This window comes from Micromonospora sp. LOL_021 (assembly GCF_048060215.1).
GTDB lineage: Bacteria > Actinomycetota > Actinomycetes > Mycobacteriales > Micromonosporaceae > Micromonospora_E.
The window spans coordinates 26303-47908 of record NZ_JBHMIN010000021.1 but is presented as its reverse complement, the minus strand read 5'-3'; the positions used below and the strand labels follow the sequence as shown (position 1 = coordinate 47908).

Sequence of the window (21606 nt, the reverse complement as noted above, 5' to 3'; positions counted from 1 at the left end):
ACTTTCGGCTAGCTTTTGATTGACCGACCGGGTTAGTGTTGGAGGCCGAAAGACCCTAGCGGACGCATCAAAGCGCACCACTTTCCATATCCGCGGACGAGGTGCAGGGAGGACCGCCATGACCGCGACGCTGACCGGACACCGCACGGTGGCCGAGACGACGACAGTTGCTGAGCCGAATACAGTGGGCCGGACGGTGACAGTGGACCGAGCGGTGACCGCTCCGGCCATACTGGACCGGCAGACGACCGCGCCGGAGGACAGCGCGACCGAGCTGCTGGCCGCGATGGCGGCGCTGCCGACCGGGCACCCGTCCCGGGAGGCGCTGCGTGACCGGGCCATCGAGGCGTGGCTTCCGCTGGCCCAGCACCTCGCCCAGCGCTACAGCGGCCGGGGTGAGCCGACCGACGACCTCGCTCAGACCGCGGCCGTCGGCCTGATCAAGGCCATCGACAAGTTCGACCCCGCGCGCGGCGTCGACTTCGCCGGCTACGCGATCCCGACGATCATCGGTGAACTGAAGCGGCACTTCCGGGACCGGACTTGGGACATCCGGGTGCCCCGCCGGCTGCAGGAGCTACGGCTGAGCATCTCGGAGGCGAACAGCACCCTGCTGCAGACGCTGGGCCGGTCGCCGACGGTCGCCGACATCGCCGCACATTTGCGAATCACCGAGGAGGAGGTGCTCGAGGGCCTGGAAGGTGCCCGCGCGTACAACGCGGTGTCGCTGTCCACGCCGACCGGCGACGGCGAGCGCGCCACCGAGTTGGCCGACATGCTCGGTGCCGAGGACCGCGAGTACGAGCTGGCGGAGCTGCGGGTCGCGCTCGGCCCGGCGCTGGCCACCCTCGACGAACGCGAGCAGCGCATCCTCACCCTGCGCTTCTACGGCAACCTGACCCAGTCGCAGATCGCCGATCAGATCGGCGTGTCCCAGATGCACGTGTCGCGGCTGCTCGCCAGGGCGCTGACCAAGCTCCGCGGGCAGTTGCAGTCGACGTACTGATCGGGCCGATCGGTGGGTCAGGCCGTTGCCCGGCCGCCGTTCGCGCCCCGCGCCCATGGCTTCTCAGCGTCAGCGGCCGGCCCCGACCTCCCGGGCCGGCCGCTGACGGCATCTCGGCTGTCGTTACCCGGCGATGTCGCCGGTGACCTCGGTGATGTCGCCGATGACCACGGTGATGTTGTCCGGTCCACCGGCCCGGATCGCCAGGTCGACCAGCCGCTGCGCGCCCGCCTGCGGGTCCGCGTAGGTGGCCAGGACCTCGGCGATGCTCTCCGCCCGTACCACGTTCGACAGCCCGTCGCTGCACAGCAGCCAACGGTCGCCGGTCTGCGGCTCGAAGACCTGGTAGGCGGGGTTGACGTTCTCCCCCTGCAGCGCCTGGGTGACCACCGCCCGACGCGGATGGCTGGCAGCCTGCTCCGCAGTGATGACGCCCTCGTCGACCAGCATCTGCACGAACGTGTCGTCCCGGGTGACCTGCTCCAGGGCGCCGCCCCGCAGCAGGTACGCCCGCGAGTCGCCGATGTGCGCCAGCGCGATCGCCGCGCCGGACCCGGCGAACAGCAGGGCGGTCAGCGTCGTTCCCATCCCCTCCCGCGCCTGGTCCTCGGCTATCGCCTGACGGATCCCGGCGCTGGCGGTTGCGACCGCCGCCTGCAGCCTCGGTACCAGTTCATCGTCCGCGACGGCCGCATCCAGCGGGGCGATCGCCTCGATCGCGATCTTGCTCGCCAGATCCCCGGCGGCCATCCCGCCCATGCCGTCGGCGACGGCGACGAGCCAGTCGCCGGCGTGCACGGAGTCCTGGTTCCCGCTCCGGATCAGGCCGCGGTCGGTCACCGCCGCGGAACGCAGCTTCAGGGTCATGGCTGGCAGCCTGCCAGGAACAGGGCCGAAATGTCTCTAGTAGATCAGCATGCAGATGTTAAAGATCATGGAGAATCGGGTCCGACCATTGGACATAAGCTAATAAATGCCGCATGTCAGACGCCTAGCGCCGGTCGCGCAACCCGTCGCGCATGACGTGATTGACACTCCGGTAACGCCCTGGCAACATCGTCTAGGATCAATGGGAGCGCTCCCAATCCTGCCTCCGGTGCGGTTCGGGAGGACCGACGTCAGGTCCGACCATCGGCTGCCCCGGCCAGGCAGTCCGACCCACGCGCGGAAGGAACCCCGTGACCCGATCCAGACGACGCCGGACGGTCGCGCTGCTCGCCGGCACCAGTGCCAGCGTCCTGGCGTTGACCACCCTGACCGTGACGACGGCGTACGCCGAGGAACGCGAACATATCGTCAACGGCACCTTCGACGACGGAACAGCCCCCTGGTGGGGCACCGAGAACGTCGCCCTGGCCGCCACCGACGGCCAACTGTGCGCCAGCGTGCCCGGCGGCACCACCAACCCGTGGGACGCCAGCATCGGACACAACGGCATCGAACTCATCGACGGTGCCGCGTACCGCCTGGTCTTCACAGCCGCCAGCGACGTTCCCGCGACCGTACGGGCCAACGTCCAGCTCAACACGGAGCCGTACACCACCGTGCTCAGCCGCGAGCTCGACCTCGGGCCGGACGCCGAGATGTTCACCTACGACTTCACCGCCAACCTCGACTCACCCGACGGCACCCTCACCTTCCAACTCGGCGGCGGCGCCGCCGACTACACCCTCTGCCTGGACGACGTCTCGCTGCTCAGCGACGACAGCTCCGGTCCCCCACCCGGCGGGCCGGAGCAGATCACCAACGGCGACTTCAGCAACGGCACCGACAGCTGGATCAGCTACGGCACCACCGGCACCGGGGTGGTCGAGGGACGGCTCTGCGCCACCGTCCCGACCGGGCTGGCCAACCCGTGGGACGCCGGCATCCTGCAGGAAGGGCTGCCGCTGATCGCCGGCGAGGAGTACGCCATCGGCTTCACGGTGTCTGCCGAACCGGCCGCCGCGGTACGGGCGGTAGTCCAGCTCGGCGCCGACCCGTACACCGGATATTTCGGCCGCGACCTGGCACTGACCGCCGAGCCGTCGCGGGTCGAGGCGACCTTCGTCGCCAGCGAGGACACCGAACGGGCCCAGCTCGCCTTCCAGGTCGGTGGCAACGCCGACGAGTACACCTTCTGCCTGGACGACGTCTCGCTGCGCGGTGGCGAGGAGGAGCCGCCGTACGTACCGGACACCGGCCCACGGGTACGGGTCAACCAGGTCGGCTACCTACCCGGCGGGCCCAAGAACGCCACCGTCGTCACCGACGCCACCGAGCCGCTCGACTGGCAGCTGCACGACGCCGACGGGGCCGTCGTCGCCAGCGGCACCAGCACCGTACGCGGGCTGGACAGTGCCTCCGGTGAGCAGACGCACAGCGTCGACTTCTCCGCGTACCGGGGCACCGGCACCGGATTCACCCTGGTCGCAGACGGCGAGACCAGCTACCCGTTCGCCATCTCCGGCGACATCTACCAGCAGCTGCGCTCCGACGCGCTGCAGTTCTTCTACATCCAGCGCAGCGGCATCGCCATCGACGGGGACCTGGTCGGCGAGAAGTACGCCCGCCCGGCCGGCCACGTCGGCGTCGCGCCCAACCAGGGCGACATCGACGTACCGTGCCAGCCCGGCGTCTGCGACTACCGGCTGGACGTACGCGGCGGCTGGTACGACGCCGGCGACCACGGCAAGTACGTGGTCAACGGCGGCATCGCCACCTACCAGCTGCTCAGCGCGTTCGAGCGGACCAAGACCGCGCCGAGCGCCGACGGCGGGGCCGGGCTCGACGACGGAACCTTGCGGGTGCCCGAGCGGGACAACGGCGTGCCGGACATCCTCGACGAGGCCCGCTGGGAGCTCGAGTTCCTGATGCGGATGCAGGTGCCGGCCGGTGAACCGCTCGCCGGGATGGCGCACCACAAGATCCACGACCGGAACTGGACCGGCCTGCCGCTGCAGCCGGAGGACGACCCGCAGCTGCGGGAGCTGCACCCGCCGTCCACCGCGGCCACGCTGAACCTGGCCGCCGTCACCGCTCAGTGCGCCCGGCTGTACGCCCCGTACGACACCGCGTTCGCCGACCAGTGCCGGACCGCGGCGACGACCGCGTACGCGGCGGCCAAGGCCAACCCGGACCGGCTCGCCGACCCGGCCGACGGCAACGGTGGTGGCGCCTACAGCGACGGTGACGTCAGCGACGAGTTCTACTGGGCGGCGGCCGAGATGTACCTGACCACCGGCGAGCAGAGCTACCTCGACGACGTCACCGCCTCGCCGCACCACACCCGGGACGTCTTCGACGCGACCGGCTTTGGCTGGGGCTCCACCGCCGCGCTCGGCCGGCTCGACCTGGCCACTGTGCCGAACGGGCTCGCCCCGCAGGACCGGGACCGGATCCGCGCCTCGGTGGTGGCCGCCGCCGACTCCTACCTCGCCACCCTGGCCGACCAGGCGTACGGCCTGCCGATGCCGGGCAACCGGGGCGCCTACTTCTGGGGTGCCAACAGCAACATCATCAACAACGCGGTGGTGCTCGCCACGGCGTACGACATGACCGGGGACACCGGTTACCGCGACGGTGCCGTGCAGGCGATGGACTACATCTTCGGCCGCAACGCGCTGAACCACTCCTACGTCACCGGCTGGGGCACGGTCTACCCGCGCAACCAGCACAGCCGGATCTTCGGCAACCAGCTCGACCCGGACCTGCCGATCCCGCCGGCCGGGTCGATCGCCGGCGGCGCCAATGCCAACCTGGACGACCCGTTCGCCAGGGACCTGCTGGAAGGCTGCGCCCCGATGTTTTGCTACGTCGACGACATCGAGTCGTACGCGACGAACGAGGTGGCGATCAACTGGAACTCGGCGTTGAGCTGGATCGCCTCCTTCCTGGCCGACCAGGGCGACGCGGCGCCGGCACCGGCGCCGTTGAGCTGCCGGGCCGAGTACGTCAACTACGGCGAGTGGGCGGGCGGCGGAGGCTTCACCGCCCAGGTCGACATCACCAACACCGGGGACGCCACGGTCGACGGCTGGACGGTCCGCTTCGCGTTCACCGGTGACCAGCGGCTCCGGGAGGCGTGGATGGCCGAGGTCAGTCAGAGCGGGGCGACGGTGACGGCCCGCAACGAAACCTACAACGGCCGGCTGGAGCCCGGCGAGACGGCGATGTTCGGGCTGAACGCCACCACCGCCGGCGGGGCCAACCCGGCACCGGAGCTGATCACCGTCAACGGGGTGGCCTGCTCCTGATCATGTGCTGGTGGCTGGCCCGCCGCTGCGCCGTGAGCGGCGGGTCGGCCACCAGTCGGCTGGCCCGCCGCTCGCCGGGCCGGCCGGCGGACGGACCCGCCCGTCCCCGTCGCCCTCGGGTGGCCGACGGAGAGCCGCCCGAGGGCCGGACGGATCGTCGCCAGCGGACAGTGGCCATCGGACGGCTGCGGGTCAGCTCCTGCATCGCCTGCGCCAGCAGCTCCTCCAGCGCGACGCCGAGCGCCCGGCAGATCGACGCCAACATCTCCGAGGACGGTTCCTTGCGTCCGCGCTCCAGCTCGGACAGGTACGCCGTGGACAGGCCTGCGGCTCGGGCGACGTCCTGCAGGGTGCGGCCCTGGTCCTGCCGGAGCCGACGCAACACCCGCCCGATGACCTGTCGCAGCAGCATCGAAAGTCTCCGTCCAGGCTCGCCCGGTCAGCTGGAGGCGCCACCGGTGGACAGCTGCGCCGTGGTGGCGATCACATGGTCGATGATGCCGTACTCGCGGGCCTGCTCGGCGGTGAACCACCGGTCCCGGTCGGAGTCCCGCTCGATCTCCTCGCGGGTGCGCCCGGTGTGGAACGCGATCCGCTCGATCGTCGTCCGCTTGATGTGCAGCATGTTCTCGGCCTGGATGGCGATGTCGGCGGCGGTGCCACCCATCCCGCCGGACAGCTGGTGCATCATGATCCGGGTGTGCGGCAGGGCGTACCGCTTGCCGGGCGCACCGGCGCAGAGCAGGAACTGACCCATCGACCCGGCGAGACCGAGGCCGACGGTCGCCACGTCGTTTCCAACGTAGTGCATCGTGTCGTAGACGGCCATGCCGGCGCTGATCACGCCACCCGGCGAATTTATGTAGAGGAATATGTCGCGCTCGCTGTCCTCGGCCGCCAGCAGCAGCATCTGCGCACAGATCGTGTTGGCCGAGGTGTCGTCGACCTGGGTGCCGAGAAAGATCACCCGCTCCTTGAGCAGTTGTTGGAAGACCTGGTCGCCGAAGCCGGTGGTCGCGCCGTCCGCAGCCATCGCGGGACTGGTGTGCCGCATCTGTGACGCCCTCTCGATCACGGTGATGATGGCTACCAGCATCGACCGGCGGCGGACCGGACCGCTGCCCTTTCTGCTGACAGGAGATCTGCTGTGAGCAGAAAGCCGTCGGCGGGCATCCACTGTGGGTACGGCCCTTCGGTTGGACCGAAGGGCCGTACCCAGATCTCAGTCGAGCAGTTCGGCCACCGTGCCGGCGGCCACCGTACGGCCGCCCTCGCGGACCGCGAAACCGAGCCCGACGTCCATCGCGACCGGCTTGCCCAGCTCCACCGTCACCTCGACGGTGTCGCCTGGCATGGCCATCGTGCCGTCGGCGAGCCGCACCGACCCGACCACGTCCGTGGTACGGAAGTAGAACTGCGGCCGGTAGTTCGCGAAGAACGGCGTGTGCCGGCCACCCTCAGCGGTGGTCAACACGTACAGCCGGGCCCGGAACCGTTGGTGCCCGGCGACGCTGCCGGGCACCGCCACCACCTGACCCCGCTGCACCTGGTCCCGCTTGATCCCGCGCAGCAGTACGGCGGCGTTGTCGCCGGCCTCGGCGGTGTCCAGCGACTTGCCGAACGTCTCCAGCCCGGTCGCCACGGTCGACAGGGTCGGACCGAGTCCGACCACCTCCACCGGGTCGCCGAGCCGCAGGGTGCCCCGCTCGACCGCGCCGGTCACCACGGTGCCCCGACCGGAGATGGTCAGCACGTTCTCGATCGGCATCAGGAACGGCTCGCCCAACTCGCGGGGTGGCACCGGGACGTACCGGTCGACGGCGTCGAGCAGCTCCACAATGGAGCCCACCCAGTGCGGGTCCCCCTCGAGCGCCCGCAGCGCCGACACCCGTACCACCGGCACCTGCTCGCCGGGGAACCCGTACTCGGTGACGAGGTCGCGGACCTCGAGCTCGACCAGGTCGAGCAGCTCCGGGTCGTCGACCGCGTCGGCCTTGTTCATCGCCACCACCAGGTACGGCACCCCGACCCGGCGGGCCAGCAGCACGTGCTCGCGGGTCTGCGGCATCGCCCCGTCGAGCGCGGAGACGACCAGGATCGCCCCGTCCACCTGCGCCGCCCCCGTGATCATGTTCTTCACGAAGTCGGCGTGGCCGGGCATGTCCACGTGGGCGTAGTGCCGGGTCGCGGTCTCGTACTCGACGTGCGAGATGTTGATGGTGATGCCCCGCGAGACCTCCTCCGGCGCCCGGTCGATTCCGTCGAAGGAGACGAACCGGTTGGCCGCCGGGTCGCGGTCGGCGAGAACCTTGGTGATCGCGGCGGTCAGGGTGGTCTTGCCGTGGTCGACGTGGCCCATGGTGCCGATGTTGAGGTGCGGCTTCGCCCGCACGAACTGACTCTTGGCCATGATGATCTTCCGGGGTGGGTAACGAATTGGCGGACGACGAAACGCGCGCGGGTGCCAGACCGCCGACGCGTCAGAACCACGCCGCCCGACGCACCCGTCGACGGGCAGCGCCGGAGGACCGGGCCACCCTCCTCCATGGTTCTGCCGCAGCGGGAGGAGGGTCAGCCTCGGGTATCAGCCAGCCATGCGCACACGACGGCGGCGCCCGGCAGGTGAAGACCTGCGGGCCATACAGCGCCGACGGTGCCGAACATGGCGGTCACGCTAGCCGGCAACGCCGGGCGGGGCCACCGAATTCCGGCTCACTCGAACAGCGAGTGCCGTACGCCCGGTCGCTCCCGTCGGCGGGCCCGGCGGCGGCGCTGGACGACGACCAGGTCGACCACGGCGATCACGGCCAGCACCCACAGAATGATCGCGCCGGCGGTCAGGTCGGCCCGCCAGGCGAGCGCACCGAGCACGGTGCAGAAGACCAGTCCGAAGCCGGCCATCGCCAGCCGCAGATTCAACGCGCTGTACGCGTGACCGACGGTACCCCGGGCCCTCTTGGGCTGCGACTTCGTGGCCATCCCCGGGCTGTACCCGGCAGGCACCGGTCCGTAACCTCGCCACCGACGCCGGCCCGCCACCAGGTCGGGCTGAGCACCCCTACTCATCCGGACCGGCCCGGTCCGGCAGGAAGCTGAACCGATGAACGTTTCGTCGCGACCGGAGTGGCCCGTCTCCCGGGTCGGCATCACCGGGGTCGGCGTCAGCCTGCCCGACCGTACCCTCACCACCGCCGAACTGCAGGACCGCGTCGCCGCCGCCAGCGACGTCGTACTGCCACCCGGACTGTTCACCACCATGACCGGAATCGGACAGCGCCGGGTCGCCGCCGACGACGAGTACGCCTCGACGTTCGCGGTGCGGGCCGCCCGGCGGGCGCTCGACGCCGCCGGGCGCACCTGCGACGACGTCGACCTGCTGGTGTTCGCCTCGGCCAGCCGGGACATGGTCGAGCCGGCGACCGCGCACATCGTCCAGGCCGAGCTGGGCGGCTCGGCGCACGCGGTCGACGTCAGCAACGCCTGCAACAGCTTCATCAACGGCATCGACCTGGCCCGTTCGATGATCGTCGCCGGACGGGCGCGGCGGGCGCTGGTGGTCACTGGCGAGACGCCGACCCGGGTGATGCGTCACCGGCTGGACAGCATGGCGCAGGCCCGGTCGTCGTTCGCCGGCTACACGTTCGGCGACGGCGGGGCGGCGGTGCTGGTCGAGCCGGTCCGGCGCGGTGGGATCGTCGACGTCGACACCGAGACCCGGTCCGGGCACTGGTCGGTCGGCGGCATCTTCGGCGGCGGCTCCCGCCACCCGCGCGGTGACGAGCACACCTACTTCCACGGCGACGGGCACGCGTTGCGGTCGGTCTTCGAACGGATCGGCACCGACATCCTCGATCGGGTCCGGCGGCGCACCGGCTGGGACTGGGTCGACTACGAACGCGTCCTGGTGCACCAGGTGAGCGTGCCGTATCTGGAACGCTTCATCGAGGTCACCGGGGTGCCGAAGGAGAAGCTGGAGGTCACCGTCGACGAGCTGGGCAACCTGGCCAGCGCCACGCTCGGCGTGCAGCTGGCCCGGGTCGACGCCGGGCTGCGCAGCGGTGACCGAGTGCTGGCGATCGGCCTGGGTGGCGGGGTCAGCGTGATGACGATGGTCTGGGAGAAACCGTGACCCGGGCGGTCGAGCAACCACCCGCCGCACGGGCGGCGGCCGGCACCGGGCCGCTGTGGGTGGTGGTGCCGGCGTACCAGGAGCAGGCCCGGATCGGGGCGACGTTGGCCGCGCTGGACGACCAGACCGACCGGGACTTCACCCTGGTGGTGGTCGACAACGGCTCCACCGACGGCACCGCCGCAGTGGTCGAGGACTTCGCGACCCAGGCGCCGTTTCCGGTCCGGCTGCTGCGGGAACCACAGAAAGGAGTGGGTGCCGCGGTCGACACCGGTTTCCGGTACGCGATCGCGCACGGCGCCAAGTGGCTGGCCCGTACCGACGCGGACTGTCTGCCGCGGCCCGGCTGGGTGGCGGCGGCACGTGCCGGCCTGGCCGGCGGGGCCGAGCTGGTCTGCGGGGCGATCCGGGCCCGCCGCGACGAACACGGCCCGGTCGGCCGGGCCGGGTTCCGGGTGCTGGTGCTGCTCGCCGCGACGTTCGGGCGGCTGCGCCCGGCGCACCGGCGCACCGGCGGCTACCTGGCGCCGTACCGAATGCACGCCGGCAACAACATGGCGGTCACCGCCGAGCTGTACCAGGCGTGCGGCGGCATGCCGCGCCGGCCGTCACCGACCGACCGTGCCTTCCTCAACCGGGTACGCCGCACCACGTCGGCGATCGCCCACCGCAGGGACATGGTGGTGGAGAACTCGACCCGGCGGCTGCGGGCGTACGGCCTGCGCCGCACCGCCGCCTGGTACCTGGACCGGGGTGCCGGCCCGGTGACCGAGGATCCCCGATGAGCGCCGACCGGGAGCGGGACCGCTGATGTTGGATCAACTCGCCACGGTGCTGCGCGCCGACCCGCACCGACCGGCGGTGCTGACCGCCACGGCGTTGACCGGCCGGTCCCGGGTCCGGGCCACCACCGGTGACCTGACCAAGCTCACCGACCGGTACACCGCCGCGCTGGCCCGGCACGGGCTCTCCGCCGGGGACACCCTCGGTCTGGCGGTACGCCCGGGCCCCCGGTCGCTGGCGGTGCTGCTGGCCGCGTACCACCTGGGGGTGCGGGTGGCGGTGCTGGACCCGACGGCCGGCCCGGATGTGCTGACCGCCCGGCTCGCCGTGGCCGAGCCGGCGTTGGTGCTGGCCGACGCGGCGGCGCAGGCGGTGGCCGGTTGGGCCGGCCCGCTGGCCCGCCGCGCGCACCTGGCGTTGCCGGACCTGACGCGGATCGCCCCGGTCCGTACGGTCGGCCGCCGGTTGCCGGGCTGCGCGCCGGCGCTGCCGCCGGGGGCCGGCCCGCCGCCGGCGGCGTTCGACGGCGACGGCGACGCGGTGATCGTGTTCACCTCGGGGACGACCAGCCGGCCCCGGGCGGTGGTGCACACCCGGTCCGGGTTGTCCGCCGGGATGCGGGCGGTGACCGGGCTGGTCGGGCCGCAGCCCGACGCACCGGTGCTGGGCGGCACGTTCTTCGTGCTGGTGCCGGCGTTGGCAGCCGGCGCGCCGGTGGCGTTGCCGGCCCGGTCGCCGGCGCTGCTGGCCCGGCAGCTGACCCGGCTGCGGCCGCAGGCGACCTACCTGACACCGCCGCAGCTGCGCGCGGTGCTCAATCACTCGCCCCGACTGACCGGGCAGGTGTTCAGCGGTTCGGCCCCGGTCAGCAGCGCCCTGCTGGGCCGGGTCAAGCGGGCCGGCGCGGACCGGGCGTACGGGGTGTACGCGTTGACCGAGCTGTTCCCGGCCGCCGCCGTGGAGGAGGCCGAAAAGCGCGGGTACGCCGCCGACGGGGACCTGGTGGGCCGGCCGCTGCCCGGGGTGTCCGCCCGGGTCGACGACACCGGGCAGGTGTGGCTGTCCGGTGCGGGGCAGGCGGACCGGTACCTCGGTGAACCGCCGATGACCGAGGTGGCCACCGGCGACGTCGGCCGGCTCGACGGCGATCGACTGGTGCTCGCCGGCCGGTGCAAGGACATGGTGCTGCGGGCGGCGGAGAACATCTACCCGGGGCTGTACGAGCCGGCGCTGCACGTACCCGGGGTGACGCTGGCGGTGCTGGTCGGCGTGCCGGCCGACGACGGTGACGAGCAGCTGGTAGCAGTGGTGCAGCCGGAGCCGGGTGCCGACCGGGCCCGGCTGCGGGCCGCGCTGCGGCCGGTGCTGGACCGGATGGGGTCGGCCCGCCCGGACCGGGTGGTGTTCGCCCGGGTTCCGCTGGCCGGGCGGTCCCGTAAGCCGGACCGGCGGGCGGCGGCACAGGTCGCGGCGCGGATGACCGGCGATGGTTGAGCCGCGCCCGGCCCGGCGGGGCCGCCGCCGGGACCGACGGGTCTACCTGGGCAGCCACCCGGTGTTGTTCGCCCTGTTGGCGGCGACCCGACGGGTGCCGGTGCGCCGGATCGGCCGCATCGTGCTGGTGCACGACGCGGTGCCGTTCGCCGACGCGCTGCGTCGGGTTCCGTTGGACCGCTCGGCCGAGCGGACCACCGCCGGGGCGGCGCGCCGGGCCACCGGCGGCGACGGGTTCCTGTTCGACCAGGACGGCGCCGGGCACCGGCGGACCCGCCGGGATGCCGCGTCGGTGTTCAGCGCCGACGGGGTCGCCCGGCTGCGGCCGGTCTGGTTGGACGTGCTGCGGCGGCGGCTGGCACCACTGGGCGACGGGGCCGAGGTGGATGTCGTCGGCCTGGTGGCCGAGCTGTCCGGGGCGAGCACCGCCGCGATGCTGGACGTGTCGGTGCCGGCGCACGCATTGACGGCAGCGGCCCGGTCCGCGGCGGCGCTCGCCGCCCGGGGGCATCTGCCCGGGCTGCGCTGGCCGGGCCGGGCACGCCGGGACCGCGCCGCCACCGCGTCGGCCGCCGCCGAGCTGACCCGGCTGCTCGGCGGGCCGGCGGACGAGGCAGCCCGAGCCGGCATGCTGGCCGTCGCCTCGATCAACACGACGGTGGCGGCGATCCCCCGGGCTGTCGCCTGGTGCGCCGACGATCGGCTGTGGCCGGCGGCGGACCGTGCCGATTCGCGGGCGGCGCTGGTGGCGGAGCTGCTGCGGGTGACCGCGCCGAGCCCGGTGCTGCCCCGGGTGGTGGCCGGTACCGCCGAACTGGCCGACACCCGGCCGCTGCGGGCCGGTACCCGGCTGCGGCCCGGCGACCGGCTGCTGCTGGTCGCCCGGTACGCGGCCCGCGCTGGTGCGCCGCACCCGGATCCGGGCGCGCCGGTGCCGGCGGCGGTCGGGCATCTGGTGTTCGGCACCGGCCCCCACCACTGCCCGGGTGCCCGGCTGGCCCACGCCCAGCTCGACGACGTGCTCGCCGCGCTGGCGCCGTACCGGCCGGTGGTCACCGGCGCGCGGGTGGACCGGCGGTCGGCGCTGCCGGGCTGGGCCCGGCTGACGGTCCGGGCGACCCGGTGAACACCCGACTGGCCGGGCTGCGGGTAGCGGTGACCGGGGCCAGCGGCTTCTGCGGGTCGGCGGTGGCGCGGGCCGCCGCCGCAGCCGGCGCCGAGGTGGTGGCGGTGGGCCGCCGACCCGGCCCAGTGGGCCGGCACGTGCCGTGGGACGCCGCCCGGGAGCTGCCGGACCTGCGGGGCGTCGACGCCGTCGTACATCTGGCGGCGGCGGTCGGGGATCCGCTGCCGGGCGCGGCGGCAGAGGCCACGTACCACGCGGTGAACGTGGCGGGCACGGCCCGGCTGCTGCGAGTGGCGGCCGACCGGCCGGTGGTCTGGGTGAGCAGCGCCAGCGTCTACCGGCCGGGTGGGCACCGCGCCGCGATCCGGGAGGATCACCCGACCGACGGCCAGCGCACCGGGTACGGGCGGACCAAGGCCGACGGGGAGCGGCTGGCGCTGGCGGCCGGCGCGGTGGTGCTGCGTCCCCGCGCGGTCTACGGGCCCGGCGACCCGCATCTGCTGCCCCGGCTGCTGGCTGCGGTCCGGCGGGGTCGGGTGCCGGTGCCCGGCCCGGACGTGGCGATGAGCCTGACGGCGGTGGAGAACCTGGCCGACGCCTGCCTGGCGGCGCTGCACTGGCCACCGGGACCGTACAACGTGGCCGATGCGGCACCGTACTCACGAGACACCGTGGTCACCGGGGTGCTGGCGGCGGCCGGGCGGCCGGCGCGGCCGCTGCGGGTGCCGGTGCCGGTGGCGCTGGGCGCGGCGGCGCTGGCCGGCGGCGCGGCCCGGCTGGGGCTGCCGGGCACCGGCCGACTGACGAGGTACGCGGTGGAGCAGTTGGCGTTCGGCACGGTGCTGGATCTGGGTCGGGCGTACCGCCAGGGGTGGGTGCCCCGGCGGTCCCTGCCCGATTTTCTGGCGGAGCTGTCGACCGGTGCGGCCCGGTGGCTGTCGCCAGATCCACGCCGACGCATATAGTTACCTCACCGTCGCTTTCCGTCTCGTTGGAGGTCCGGATGCACCGACGTTGGGTGGCCGGTGCCGCCGCCGTCTGCGCCCTAGTGGCGCTGGCCTGCGAAGCCGGCGAGGACGGCGGCGAGCCGGGCGCGACCTCGCCCCCGCCACCGAGCACCGACCTGCCGTCGTCGATGGCCGCGCTCGGCGACTCGATCACCGCCGGGTACGGATCCTGCGTCCTGCTGACCAGTTGCCGGCGCAACTCGTGGTCCACCGGCGACGGTTTCCGGGTGGATAGCCTCTACCAGCGGATCGCCGAGGTCAATCCGGCGATGAGCGGGCAGGAGCACGACTTCTCGGTGCCGGGGGCGCGGGCGGCGGCGCTGGCCGACCAGGCCGCGTCGGCGGTGGACGTCTCGGCCCAGTACGTGACGGTGCTGATCGGCGCGAACGACGCGTGCCGGGCGACACCGCAGGACATGACCCCGGCGGCGGCGTTCCGTGACGACGTCGACCGGGCTCTGCGGGTGCTGGGCGACGGGCTGCCGCAGGCGCAGGTCCTGGTGTTGAGCATCCCCGACCTGTACCGGCTGTGGGAGATCGGGCACGGCGAGGAACGGGTGGTGCGGGCCTGGGACCGTGGCGTGTGCCCGTCGCTGCTGGCCGACGCGACGGCGACCGACGAGGCCGCGACACAGCGCCGGGCGGCGGTGCGCGACCGGGTCGCGGCGTACAACCGGGAGCTGGCCGGCGCCTGCCGGGCGTACGGCGACCGGTGCCGGTTCGACGACGGAGCGGTGCACGACACCCGGTTCACCGTGGACCAGCTGAACCGGCTGGACTACTTCCACCCGGACACCGACGGACAGAACCTGCTGGCCGAGGTGGCGTACGCCGCCAGCGGCCTGGCCGGGTGACCAGGGCCGCTGGCGGCGTACGACGTCGAAGGTCGGGACCGGTGTTCCGGTCGGTCAGTGGGACGGGACAGGCGAAACGGGTCAAACGGTACTCAGCGGGCCGCGAGGACCGCGGTGACGACGGCGTCGGCGGCGGCCTCGTGCTTGGCGTAGTGCCCCGGGTACGCCGAGACCTGCACCGCCTGGGCGGCGACGGTCAACGGCAACTGCTCCCAGCCGGCCACCCGCTGCAGGGCGAGATAGAACTGGGTCGCCGAGTAGGTCGGGTTCATCAGGTCGGCCACCGCTCCCCAGCCGGTGCTGGTGCGCTGCTGGAACAGCCCGACCGAGTCGTGGTCCCAGCCGGTGCCCTGGTGCGGGTAGTTCTTGGACTCCGGCAGCACCTCGCTGGCCCGGTTGAGCAGGGTCGACTCCTGCATCGCGGTGGCCACCGCGATCACCATCGCCCGGCGCGGCAGCTGCAACGCCAGGCCGGCGTCGACGATGGCCGTGGCGTTGTCCATCTGCACCTGGGACAGCCCGGCGACCGGGGCGACGGTGGTCGAGGTCGGTTCCGGGGCGGGCTCGGTGGCCTCCGCCGCGGCGACGTCCGGGTCGGTCGGTGCCGGTTCAGTGGCCTCAGCGGCCTGGGCTGCCGCGGCAGCAGCCGGATCCCCGTTACCGGGCTCGGGACGCTGGGCCCGGGACGCACCGTCAGCCGCGTCGGCCCGGCGCTGCAGGTCGGCCTCGGCGGCGGCCGGAGCCGGCCCGGTCGGCTCCGGCGCCTCGGCGGTCGATTCGACCGCCGCGACCACGCCGAGGGCGCAGACGACGGCGGCGGCCAGCGCCGTCCGGGCACCAGGACGGTTACGCAGGGTGGTTCCGAGCGATTGAAAGGTTGGCCGGGCGGAATTCGGGTACGGCAGGGCGGGTAGCCGGTTGCGAAGGCGCTCCCACCGGGCGATGGCCCGGGTCGCACCGGTCGACGTGCTGTCCGAGGGGACATCGGCCGAACGGTCATCGCGACTCAGGGTGGTGTCCTCGCTCCTTGTGGTGTCGTCGTCAGGCATTCGACGAGGCTAGGCAGGCCAAACCCCGATTACCTAGGGTAATTTTGTGATGGGTGCCACACTCTCTCGCCGAGTAATCGGACGATCCCTCAGCAGGGTCAGCACGGCCGGCCGATCACGTCAAACCGCTGGTAAACGAAATTTCGCTCTTCACTGTTTACTACGGCATTTATCACCTGTTAATTGATCACCTCCCGCCCTCACCCCACCACTCCCCCGTCCGGCCAGCAGGCATCATCCGTCCTGCCGGATGCGACATCCCCCGGACAGGCAAGAGCCGACCGGCAACGGTTGACTTGTCGTGTCCGCTACTGAACTGTGAGTAGTCCACCGTGTCGGATCGACGCCCGGAACCCGGAATGCGCCGGCATGGGACTAGCGTTGCCGCAATTGGAGATGCCGTACTCGCCGTACCGTTCTGAGGAGGTTGCGCCCGGTGCTCGACCCACACGAGCTCTACGACGTCGTCGACGAGGTGCCCGAGCTCGGTCAGCCGGTGCTGATCCAGGCGATGACGGGTTTCGTCGACGCCGGCAACGCGACCCGACTCGCCCGTGAACACCTGCTCGCCTCGCTCGAGCACGAGGTCGTGGCCACCTTCGACATCGACCAGCTGCTCGACTACCGGTCCCGTCGACCGGTGATGCTCTTCGTCGAGGACCACTGGGAGCACTACGAGGAGCCCCGGCTCGAAGTCCACCTGATGCGTGACGACGCCGGCACGCCGTTCCTGCTACTCGGCGGCCCCGAGCCCGACCTGCAGTGGGAACGGTTCACCGCCGCGGCGATCGCGGTGAACCGCCGGTTCAACGTCGGCACCACGATCGGGCTGAACGCCATCCCGATGGCGGTGCCGCACACCCGGCCGACCGGGGTCACCGCACACGCCAGCCGGCGCGAGCTGATCAGCGGCTACGAACCCTGGCTGCAGCGGGTCCAGGTGCCGGGCAGCGCCGGACACCTGCTGGAGTACCGCCTCGGTCAGCAGGGCCACGACGCGGTCGGCTTCGCCGTACACGTCCCGCACTACGTGGCCCAGGCCGAGTACCCGGCCGCCGCCGAGCTGCTGCTCAACTCCGTCTCGCGGACCACCGGTCTGCTGCTGCCCACCGAGCAGCTGCACAGCGCCGCCGAGGCGGTCCGGGAGGACATCGACCGGCAGGTCGCCCAGACCGAGGAGGCCGGATCCCTGGTCAGCGCGCTGGAGGAGCAGTACGACAGCTTCACCCGGGGTCGGTCCGGCACCAATCTGCTCGCCGAGTCCAGCGGGCCGCTGCCGACCGCCGACGAGCTGGGCGCGGAGCTGGAGCGCTTCCTCGCCGAGCAGACCCGACCCGGTGACCTGCCCGGCTGACCGGCTCAGGGCGGCCCGCCCCAGCTGATCCGCCCGGTCCGGTGCAGCCGGTCGGTGCTGTGGCACGCTGGCCGGGTGCGGATCGCCACCTGGAACGTCAACTCGGTCAAGGCCCGGCTGAACCGGCTGCTCGGCTGGCTGGCCGACACCGCCCCGGACGTCGTGTGTCTGCAGGAGACCAAGTGCGCGGCGGCCGCGTTCCCGACCGCCGAGGTCGGTGACCTCGGCTACGCGGTCGCGGCGCACGGCGACGGACGCTGGAACGGCGTGGCGGTACTGTCCCGGGTCGGGCTCGACGACGTCCGGACCGGGTTCGACGCCGAGCCCGGCTTTCCGCTGCCGGAGGCCAGATCCGTCGCAGCGACCTGCGCCGGGGTCCGGGTCTGGTCGGTGTACGTGCCGAACGGGCGCAGCCCCGACTCGGCGCACTACACGTACAAGCTGGACTGGCTGGCCGGGCTGCGCCGCGCGCTCGCCGCGGAGGCCGCCACCGATCTGCTCGTCTGCGGCGACTTCAACGTCGCGCCCACCGACGCGGACGTGTGGGACCCGACGGTGTTCGCCGGCTCCACCCACGTCACCCCGGCCGAACGGGCCGCGCTGGCCGATCTGCTCGCCCTCGGCCTGGTCGACGTGGTGCCGCAGCCGATGAAGGGCCCGCACCCGTACACCTACTGGGACTACCGGGCCGGAATGTTCCCGAAGAACATGGGCATGCGGATCGACCTGGTCTACGCCAGCGGCACCGTCAACCGGCGGGTCCGATCGGCCTTCGTGGACCGCGACGCCCGCAAGGGCCCGACCCCGTCCGACCACGCCCCGGTCGTCGTCGACCTGGACTGAGCCGCCGGTGCCGGGTCACTGACCCCGGGCCGCCGGTGCCGGTCGCCGTGGCTGGCGTACTCCGTCAGCCACGGCGAGCCGGACCGGGTCAGTCGGCCGGGTCGGGTCAGCGAGACTCGACCTGGCTGCGGTCGTCGGCCCACAGCACGTGGAAGCTGCCCTCGGCGTCGACCCGGCGGTAGGTGTGCGCGCCGAAGAAGTCCCGCTGCCCCTGGATCAGGGCAGCCGGCAGCCGGGGCGCGCGCAGTCCGTCGTAGTAGGCCAGCGCGGAGGCGAACCCGGGAGCCGGCACCCCGATCTGCGCGGCGGTCGCCACCACCCGACGCCAGCCCGCCTGGGCACCGGCCAGCGCCTCGGCGAAGTACCCGTCGGTCAGCAGCGTCGGCAGCTGCGGCGCCGCGTCGTAGGCAGCCCGGATCTTGTCCAGGAACGCAGCCCGGATGATGCAGCCGCCGCGCCAGATCCGCGCCACCGCGCCGAGGTCGATGTCCCAGTCGTACTCGGCGCTGCCGGCCTGGATCTGGTGGAAGCCCTGCGCGTACGCGACGATCTTCGACGCGTACAGCGCCTGCTCGACGTCGGCGATCAGCTCGTCGGCCGACCCGGCCCAGCTTTCCACCGGGCCCGGCAGATCGGCGGCGGCGGCCCGGATGTCGGCGTGGCCGGACAGTGACCGGGCGAAGACCGCCTCGGAGATGCCGCTCACCGGCACCCCGAGGTCGAGGGCACCCTGTACGGTCCACCGGCCGGTGCCCTTCTGGCCGGCCTGGTCCAGCACGACGTCAACGAACGGCTTGCCGGTGACGGCGTCGTTGTGGCCGAGCACCTCGGCGGTGATCTCGATCAGGTACGAGGAGAGCCGACCGGAGTTCCAGCTGCGGAACACGTCGGCGATCTGTGCCGGGGTGAGCCCGCCAGCGCGGCGCAGCAGGTCGTACGCCTCACCGATGAGCTGCATGTCGGCGTACTCGATGCCGTTGTGGACCATCTTGACGAAGTGGCCGGCACCGTCCGGGCCGATCCGCACGCAGCACGGCGTGCCGTCGACCTTGGCCGAAATGTCCTCCAGCAGCGGACCGAGCGCGGCGTACGACTCGGCCGAACCACCGGGCATGATGCTCGGCCCGTGCAGGGCGCCCTCCTCGCCGCCGGAGACGCCGGTGCCGACAAAGTGCAGGCCGCGTTCCCGCAGCTCCGCCTCCCGCCGCCGGGTGTCCAGGAAGTGGGCGTTGCCGCCGTCGATGATCATGTCGTCCGGCTCCAGCAGGGGCGCGAACTCGTTGATCACCGCGTCGGTGGCGGCACCCGCGTTGACCATGATCACCACGCGGCGGGGCCGTTCCAACGAGGCCACGAAATCGGCGGGGCTCTCCGCCGGCAGGAAGGTGCCCTCGTGGCCGAACTCGGCCATCATCTCCTTGGTCCGGCCGACCGACCGGTTGTGGACCGCCACCACATGGCCGTGCCGCGCGAGGTTACGGGCCAGGTTACGGCCCATCACCCCCAGACCGGTGACCCCGATCTGCGCCGTCTGGCTCATGAATCCTCCTCGGTGCTGCTGCTGGGTGTGCTGGCTATCTTTCCGCCTTCCGGATGGCGGGACACTCCGGGGCGGCCGGCGGTGGTGGAGGATCGTCCGCACGGGCCGCCCCGGAGTGGGACCGCAGCGGGCACGACCAGAGGTACGGCGTCCGTCCGGCAACGGTTCACCCGCCGACCCGCAGGCAGCTGTCACAGGCCCGGCTGACGCCTCAGCTGGCCCTGGTCTGCACCAGGGAGGCGAACACCACGATGTTGTCCGCGTACCCAATGCCGTTGCCGAGCCACTCGCCACCGCAGGTGATCAGCCGCAGGCCGGGCCGGGCGTAGTCGCCGTACACCTGCTCAACTGGCAGTTCGTCCTTACCGAAGTGCTCGACCGAGTTGACCTCGAAGACGGCCACCACCCGGTCCCGGCGGGTCACCTCGACGGTCGCCCCCGGCTCGATATCGGCCAGATCATGGAAGACCGACGGCCCGTCCCGGGTGTCGGCATGCCCGACGATGATCGCCGGCCCGAACTGACCGGGAGTCGGCCCTCCGTCGTACCAGCCGGCCTGGTTGTGCCGGTGCAGCGCCGGTACGGCGATCGACCCGTCGTCGGCGAGCCCGACCGAGTGCACCGGGGCGCGGATGTCGAGCGACGGGACGGCGATCCGGATCGGCCGGCTCGGCTCCAGCACCGGGAACTCCCGGGGCGGCGGATTGTTGCCGCCGGCCAGGATGTCCCGCCAGTTGCCGTCGCCGCCGGACCCGATCGCGAAGAGCCCGACCAGCACCAGCACGATCGCGGCCGGCCCGGTCCAGCCCCGGCCACCGCCCTTCGCCACGGCCCGTCCCCTCCCCTGCCGCGCGCCCGGTCAAACCGACCGGCGCCGACGCAGGGTCAGTACGCCGAGCACCGCACCGGCGCCCAGCGCGACCACACCGACCCCGGTCAGCAGGCCGTCGGCACCGTCGTCACCGGCGGTGCCGCCGAATCCGGTGGCCGGGCCACGGCTGGGCCGGGTCGGATCCAGCACGTACAACGTGGTGGCCGCAGAGCGGTCGTCCGGGCAGGTCAACCGTACCCGGTAGCTGCCGGCTTCGGTCTCGGCCGGCACGGTCACCGCCGCGGTGAGCTCGTCGAACTGCGGACGCACCTCGACCGTGCCGAACGCGTCCGACTCGACGGTGGCCGGCGCGGTGTTGTCGGTACAGCTGGCCCGGATGCCCACCAGGTAACCGGACTCCACCGTGCTCGGATTGAGATCGACGAACACGTCGGCGGCCCGGGCCGGGGCCGCGCCGAGCAGCCCGGCGACGACCGCGAGGGTCACGCCCAGCCCTGCGGTGGCCAGTGAACGGCGTACGGACATCGGTCACCATCCTCTCCGCGACGCTGCCGGGATCCTCTCACCACACAGCCCTGGATGACAGCCCGGACACGCTCGGTGTCGGAGATAGTCGGTGTCGGATATAGGCTGTCGCCACGTGAGCATCCGCACCTACCACCCGCGCCGGGGACGGCTCAGCGGCCGACACCACGACGCGCTCGACCGGCTCTCCGACGCGTACCGGACCGTCGTCGACGACCTGCCGGCGCCGCTGGACCCGGCGGCGTTGTTCGGCCGGACGGCACCGGTGGTGCTCGACATCGGTTTCGGCATGGGCGACGCCACCGCGACGATGGCGGCGGCCGACCGCGACCGCGACTACCTGGCCGTCGAGGTGCACACCCCGGGCATCGCGAACCTGCTGGCGCTGATCGAACAGCACGCGCTGACCAACGTCCGGGTCGCCACCGGCGACGCCCTCGACCTGGCCCGCCGCTGCCTGCCCGAACGCAGCCTGGACGCGGTGTACGCGTTCTTCCCCGACCCGTGGCCGAAGGCCCGCCACCACAAGCGGCGACTGGTCCGACCCGAGCACGTGGCGCTGCTACGCTCCCGGCTGCGGCCCGGCGGGCGGCTGCACTGCGCCACCGACTGGGCGCCGTACGCCGAGGCGATGCTGGCCACCCTGACCGCTGACCCGCAGCTGCGCAACCTGCACGACGGGTACGCGCCCCGGCCGGCGTACCGGCCGGAGACGAAGTTCGAACGGCGCGGGGTCCGCGCCGGCCGACCGGCGCTGGACCTGGTCTTCGAACGCGTCGGGGGTACGCCCGACGGCTGACGGGCGTCACCCACGTTGGCGGCCGCCGGC

Annotated in this window: 20 protein-coding genes; 11 read left to right on the top strand and 9 right to left on the bottom strand. The window is 72.6% G+C overall.

The features are described 5' to 3' along the window. Positions 1–214: 214 nt before the first annotated feature. Positions 215–1006 carry a SigB/SigF/SigG family RNA polymerase sigma factor gene (locus ACFHWT_RS15820; protein ID WP_416595431.1) on the top strand — a complete coding sequence of 264 codons (792 nt, stop codon included), beginning with the start codon at positions 215–217 and terminating at the stop codon, positions 1004–1006. Positions 1007–1129: 123 nt separating this feature from the next. Here ACFHWT_RS15820 and ACFHWT_RS15815 read toward each other — a convergent pair whose 3' ends face one another. Beyond that, positions 1130–1873 (bottom strand): PP2C family protein-serine/threonine phosphatase, encoded by a 744-nt coding sequence (locus ACFHWT_RS15815; RefSeq protein ID WP_416595363.1) that lies wholly within the window; start codon positions 1871–1873, stop codon positions 1130–1132. Between the two features lie 311 nt (positions 1874–2184). Between ACFHWT_RS15815 and ACFHWT_RS15810 the strand changes: the two genes are divergently transcribed. Next, complete coding sequence (locus ACFHWT_RS15810; protein ID WP_416595362.1) at positions 2185–5241, top strand: glycoside hydrolase family 9 protein; 3057 nt, start codon at positions 2185–2187, stop codon at positions 5239–5241. Here the strand turns inward: ACFHWT_RS15810 and ACFHWT_RS15805 are convergent. The 4 genes from ACFHWT_RS15805 to ACFHWT_RS15790 form a co-directional block, all read right to left on the bottom strand. Further along, complete coding sequence (locus ACFHWT_RS15805) at positions 5219–5653, bottom strand: helix-turn-helix domain-containing protein (RefSeq protein ID WP_416595361.1); 435 nt, start codon at positions 5651–5653, stop codon at positions 5219–5221. The genes ACFHWT_RS15810 and ACFHWT_RS15805 overlap by 23 nt on opposite strands. Positions 5654–5680: 27 nt before the next feature. Then, positions 5681–6295, bottom strand: a complete 615-nt coding sequence (locus ACFHWT_RS15800; RefSeq protein WP_416595360.1) for an ATP-dependent Clp protease proteolytic subunit — start codon at positions 6293–6295, stop codon at positions 5681–5683. Positions 6296–6463: 168 nt separating this feature from the next. Next, positions 6464–7651 carry an elongation factor Tu gene (tuf, locus tag ACFHWT_RS15795; RefSeq protein WP_416595359.1) on the bottom strand — a complete coding sequence of 396 codons (1188 nt, stop codon included), beginning with the start codon at positions 7649–7651 and terminating at the stop codon, positions 6464–6466. A 302-nt stretch (positions 7652–7953) separates the two neighbouring features. Then, positions 7954–8220, bottom strand: coding sequence for a hypothetical protein (locus tag ACFHWT_RS15790; RefSeq protein WP_416595358.1), 267 nt, complete (start codon positions 8218–8220; stop codon positions 7954–7956). A 121-nt stretch (positions 8221–8341) separates the two neighbouring features. Here ACFHWT_RS15790 and ACFHWT_RS15785 point away from each other — a divergent pair, with 121 nt between their 5' ends. The 6 genes from ACFHWT_RS15785 to ACFHWT_RS15760 are packed head-to-tail and all read left to right on the top strand — an operon-like array spanning position 8342 to position 14634. Next, entirely contained in the window at positions 8342–9370 is a 1029-nt protein-coding gene (locus tag ACFHWT_RS15785) for a 3-oxoacyl-ACP synthase III family protein (protein WP_416595357.1), read from the top strand. Further along, complete coding sequence (locus ACFHWT_RS15780) at positions 9367–10155, top strand: glycosyltransferase family 2 protein (protein ID WP_416595356.1); 789 nt, start codon at positions 9367–9369, stop codon at positions 10153–10155. Before ACFHWT_RS15785 ends, ACFHWT_RS15780 begins: the two co-directional genes overlap by 4 nt. Before the next feature lie 25 nt (positions 10156–10180). Continuing rightward, positions 10181–11647, top strand: a complete 1467-nt coding sequence (locus tag ACFHWT_RS15775) for a class I adenylate-forming enzyme family protein (protein ID WP_416595355.1) — start codon at positions 10181–10183, stop codon at positions 11645–11647. Next, on the top strand, positions 11640–12773 hold the full coding sequence (locus ACFHWT_RS15770; RefSeq protein WP_416595354.1) for a cytochrome P450: 1134 nt from the start codon (positions 11640–11642) through the stop codon (positions 12771–12773). The genes ACFHWT_RS15775 and ACFHWT_RS15770 overlap by 8 nt, the downstream gene beginning before the upstream one ends. Then, complete coding sequence (locus ACFHWT_RS15765; protein ID WP_416595353.1) at positions 12770–13738, top strand: NAD-dependent epimerase/dehydratase family protein; 969 nt, start codon at positions 12770–12772, stop codon at positions 13736–13738. The genes ACFHWT_RS15770 and ACFHWT_RS15765 overlap by 4 nt, the downstream gene beginning before the upstream one ends. Before the next feature lie 38 nt (positions 13739–13776). Beyond that, positions 13777–14634: a GDSL-type esterase/lipase family protein gene (locus ACFHWT_RS15760; RefSeq protein ID WP_416595352.1), complete on the top strand. Its 858-nt coding sequence runs from the start codon at positions 13777–13779 to the stop codon at positions 14632–14634. A gap of 92 nt (positions 14635–14726) precedes the next feature. On the opposite strand, the gene ACFHWT_RS15755 is transcribed toward ACFHWT_RS15760, so the two are convergent. Then, positions 14727–15683, bottom strand: coding sequence for a hypothetical protein (locus ACFHWT_RS15755; protein WP_416595351.1), 957 nt, complete (start codon positions 15681–15683; stop codon positions 14727–14729). A 436-nt stretch (positions 15684–16119) separates the two neighbouring features. Between ACFHWT_RS15755 and ACFHWT_RS15750 the strand changes: the two genes are divergently transcribed. Then, a complete protein-coding gene (locus ACFHWT_RS15750) occupies positions 16120–17037 on the top strand; it encodes a proteasome assembly chaperone family protein (RefSeq protein ID WP_416595350.1) in 918 nt (305 codons plus the stop codon). 75 nt (positions 17038–17112) lie between these two features. Beyond that, positions 17113–17880: an exodeoxyribonuclease III gene (locus ACFHWT_RS15745; protein ID WP_416595349.1), complete on the top strand. Its 768-nt coding sequence runs from the start codon at positions 17113–17115 to the stop codon at positions 17878–17880. 106 nt (positions 17881–17986) lie between these two features. Here the strand turns inward: ACFHWT_RS15745 and gndA are convergent, their stop codons facing one another. From gndA to ACFHWT_RS15730, 3 genes are all read right to left on the bottom strand, one after another. Then, positions 17987–19420 (bottom strand): NADP-dependent phosphogluconate dehydrogenase, encoded by a 1434-nt coding sequence (gene gndA / locus ACFHWT_RS15740; RefSeq protein ID WP_416595348.1) that lies wholly within the window; start codon positions 19418–19420, stop codon positions 17987–17989. Between the two features lie 211 nt (positions 19421–19631). Beyond that, positions 19632–20249, bottom strand: coding sequence for a class F sortase (locus ACFHWT_RS15735; protein ID WP_416595347.1), 618 nt, complete (start codon positions 20247–20249; stop codon positions 19632–19634). Between the two features lie 30 nt (positions 20250–20279). Then, positions 20280–20777, bottom strand: coding sequence for a hypothetical protein (locus ACFHWT_RS15730; RefSeq protein WP_416595346.1), 498 nt, complete (start codon positions 20775–20777; stop codon positions 20280–20282). A gap of 115 nt (positions 20778–20892) precedes the next feature. Between ACFHWT_RS15730 and trmB the strand changes: the two genes are divergently transcribed. Continuing rightward, positions 20893–21576, top strand: a complete 684-nt coding sequence (trmB, locus tag ACFHWT_RS15725) for a tRNA (guanosine(46)-N7)-methyltransferase TrmB (RefSeq protein ID WP_416595345.1) — start codon at positions 20893–20895, stop codon at positions 21574–21576. Positions 21577–21606: the final 30 nt, after the last annotated feature.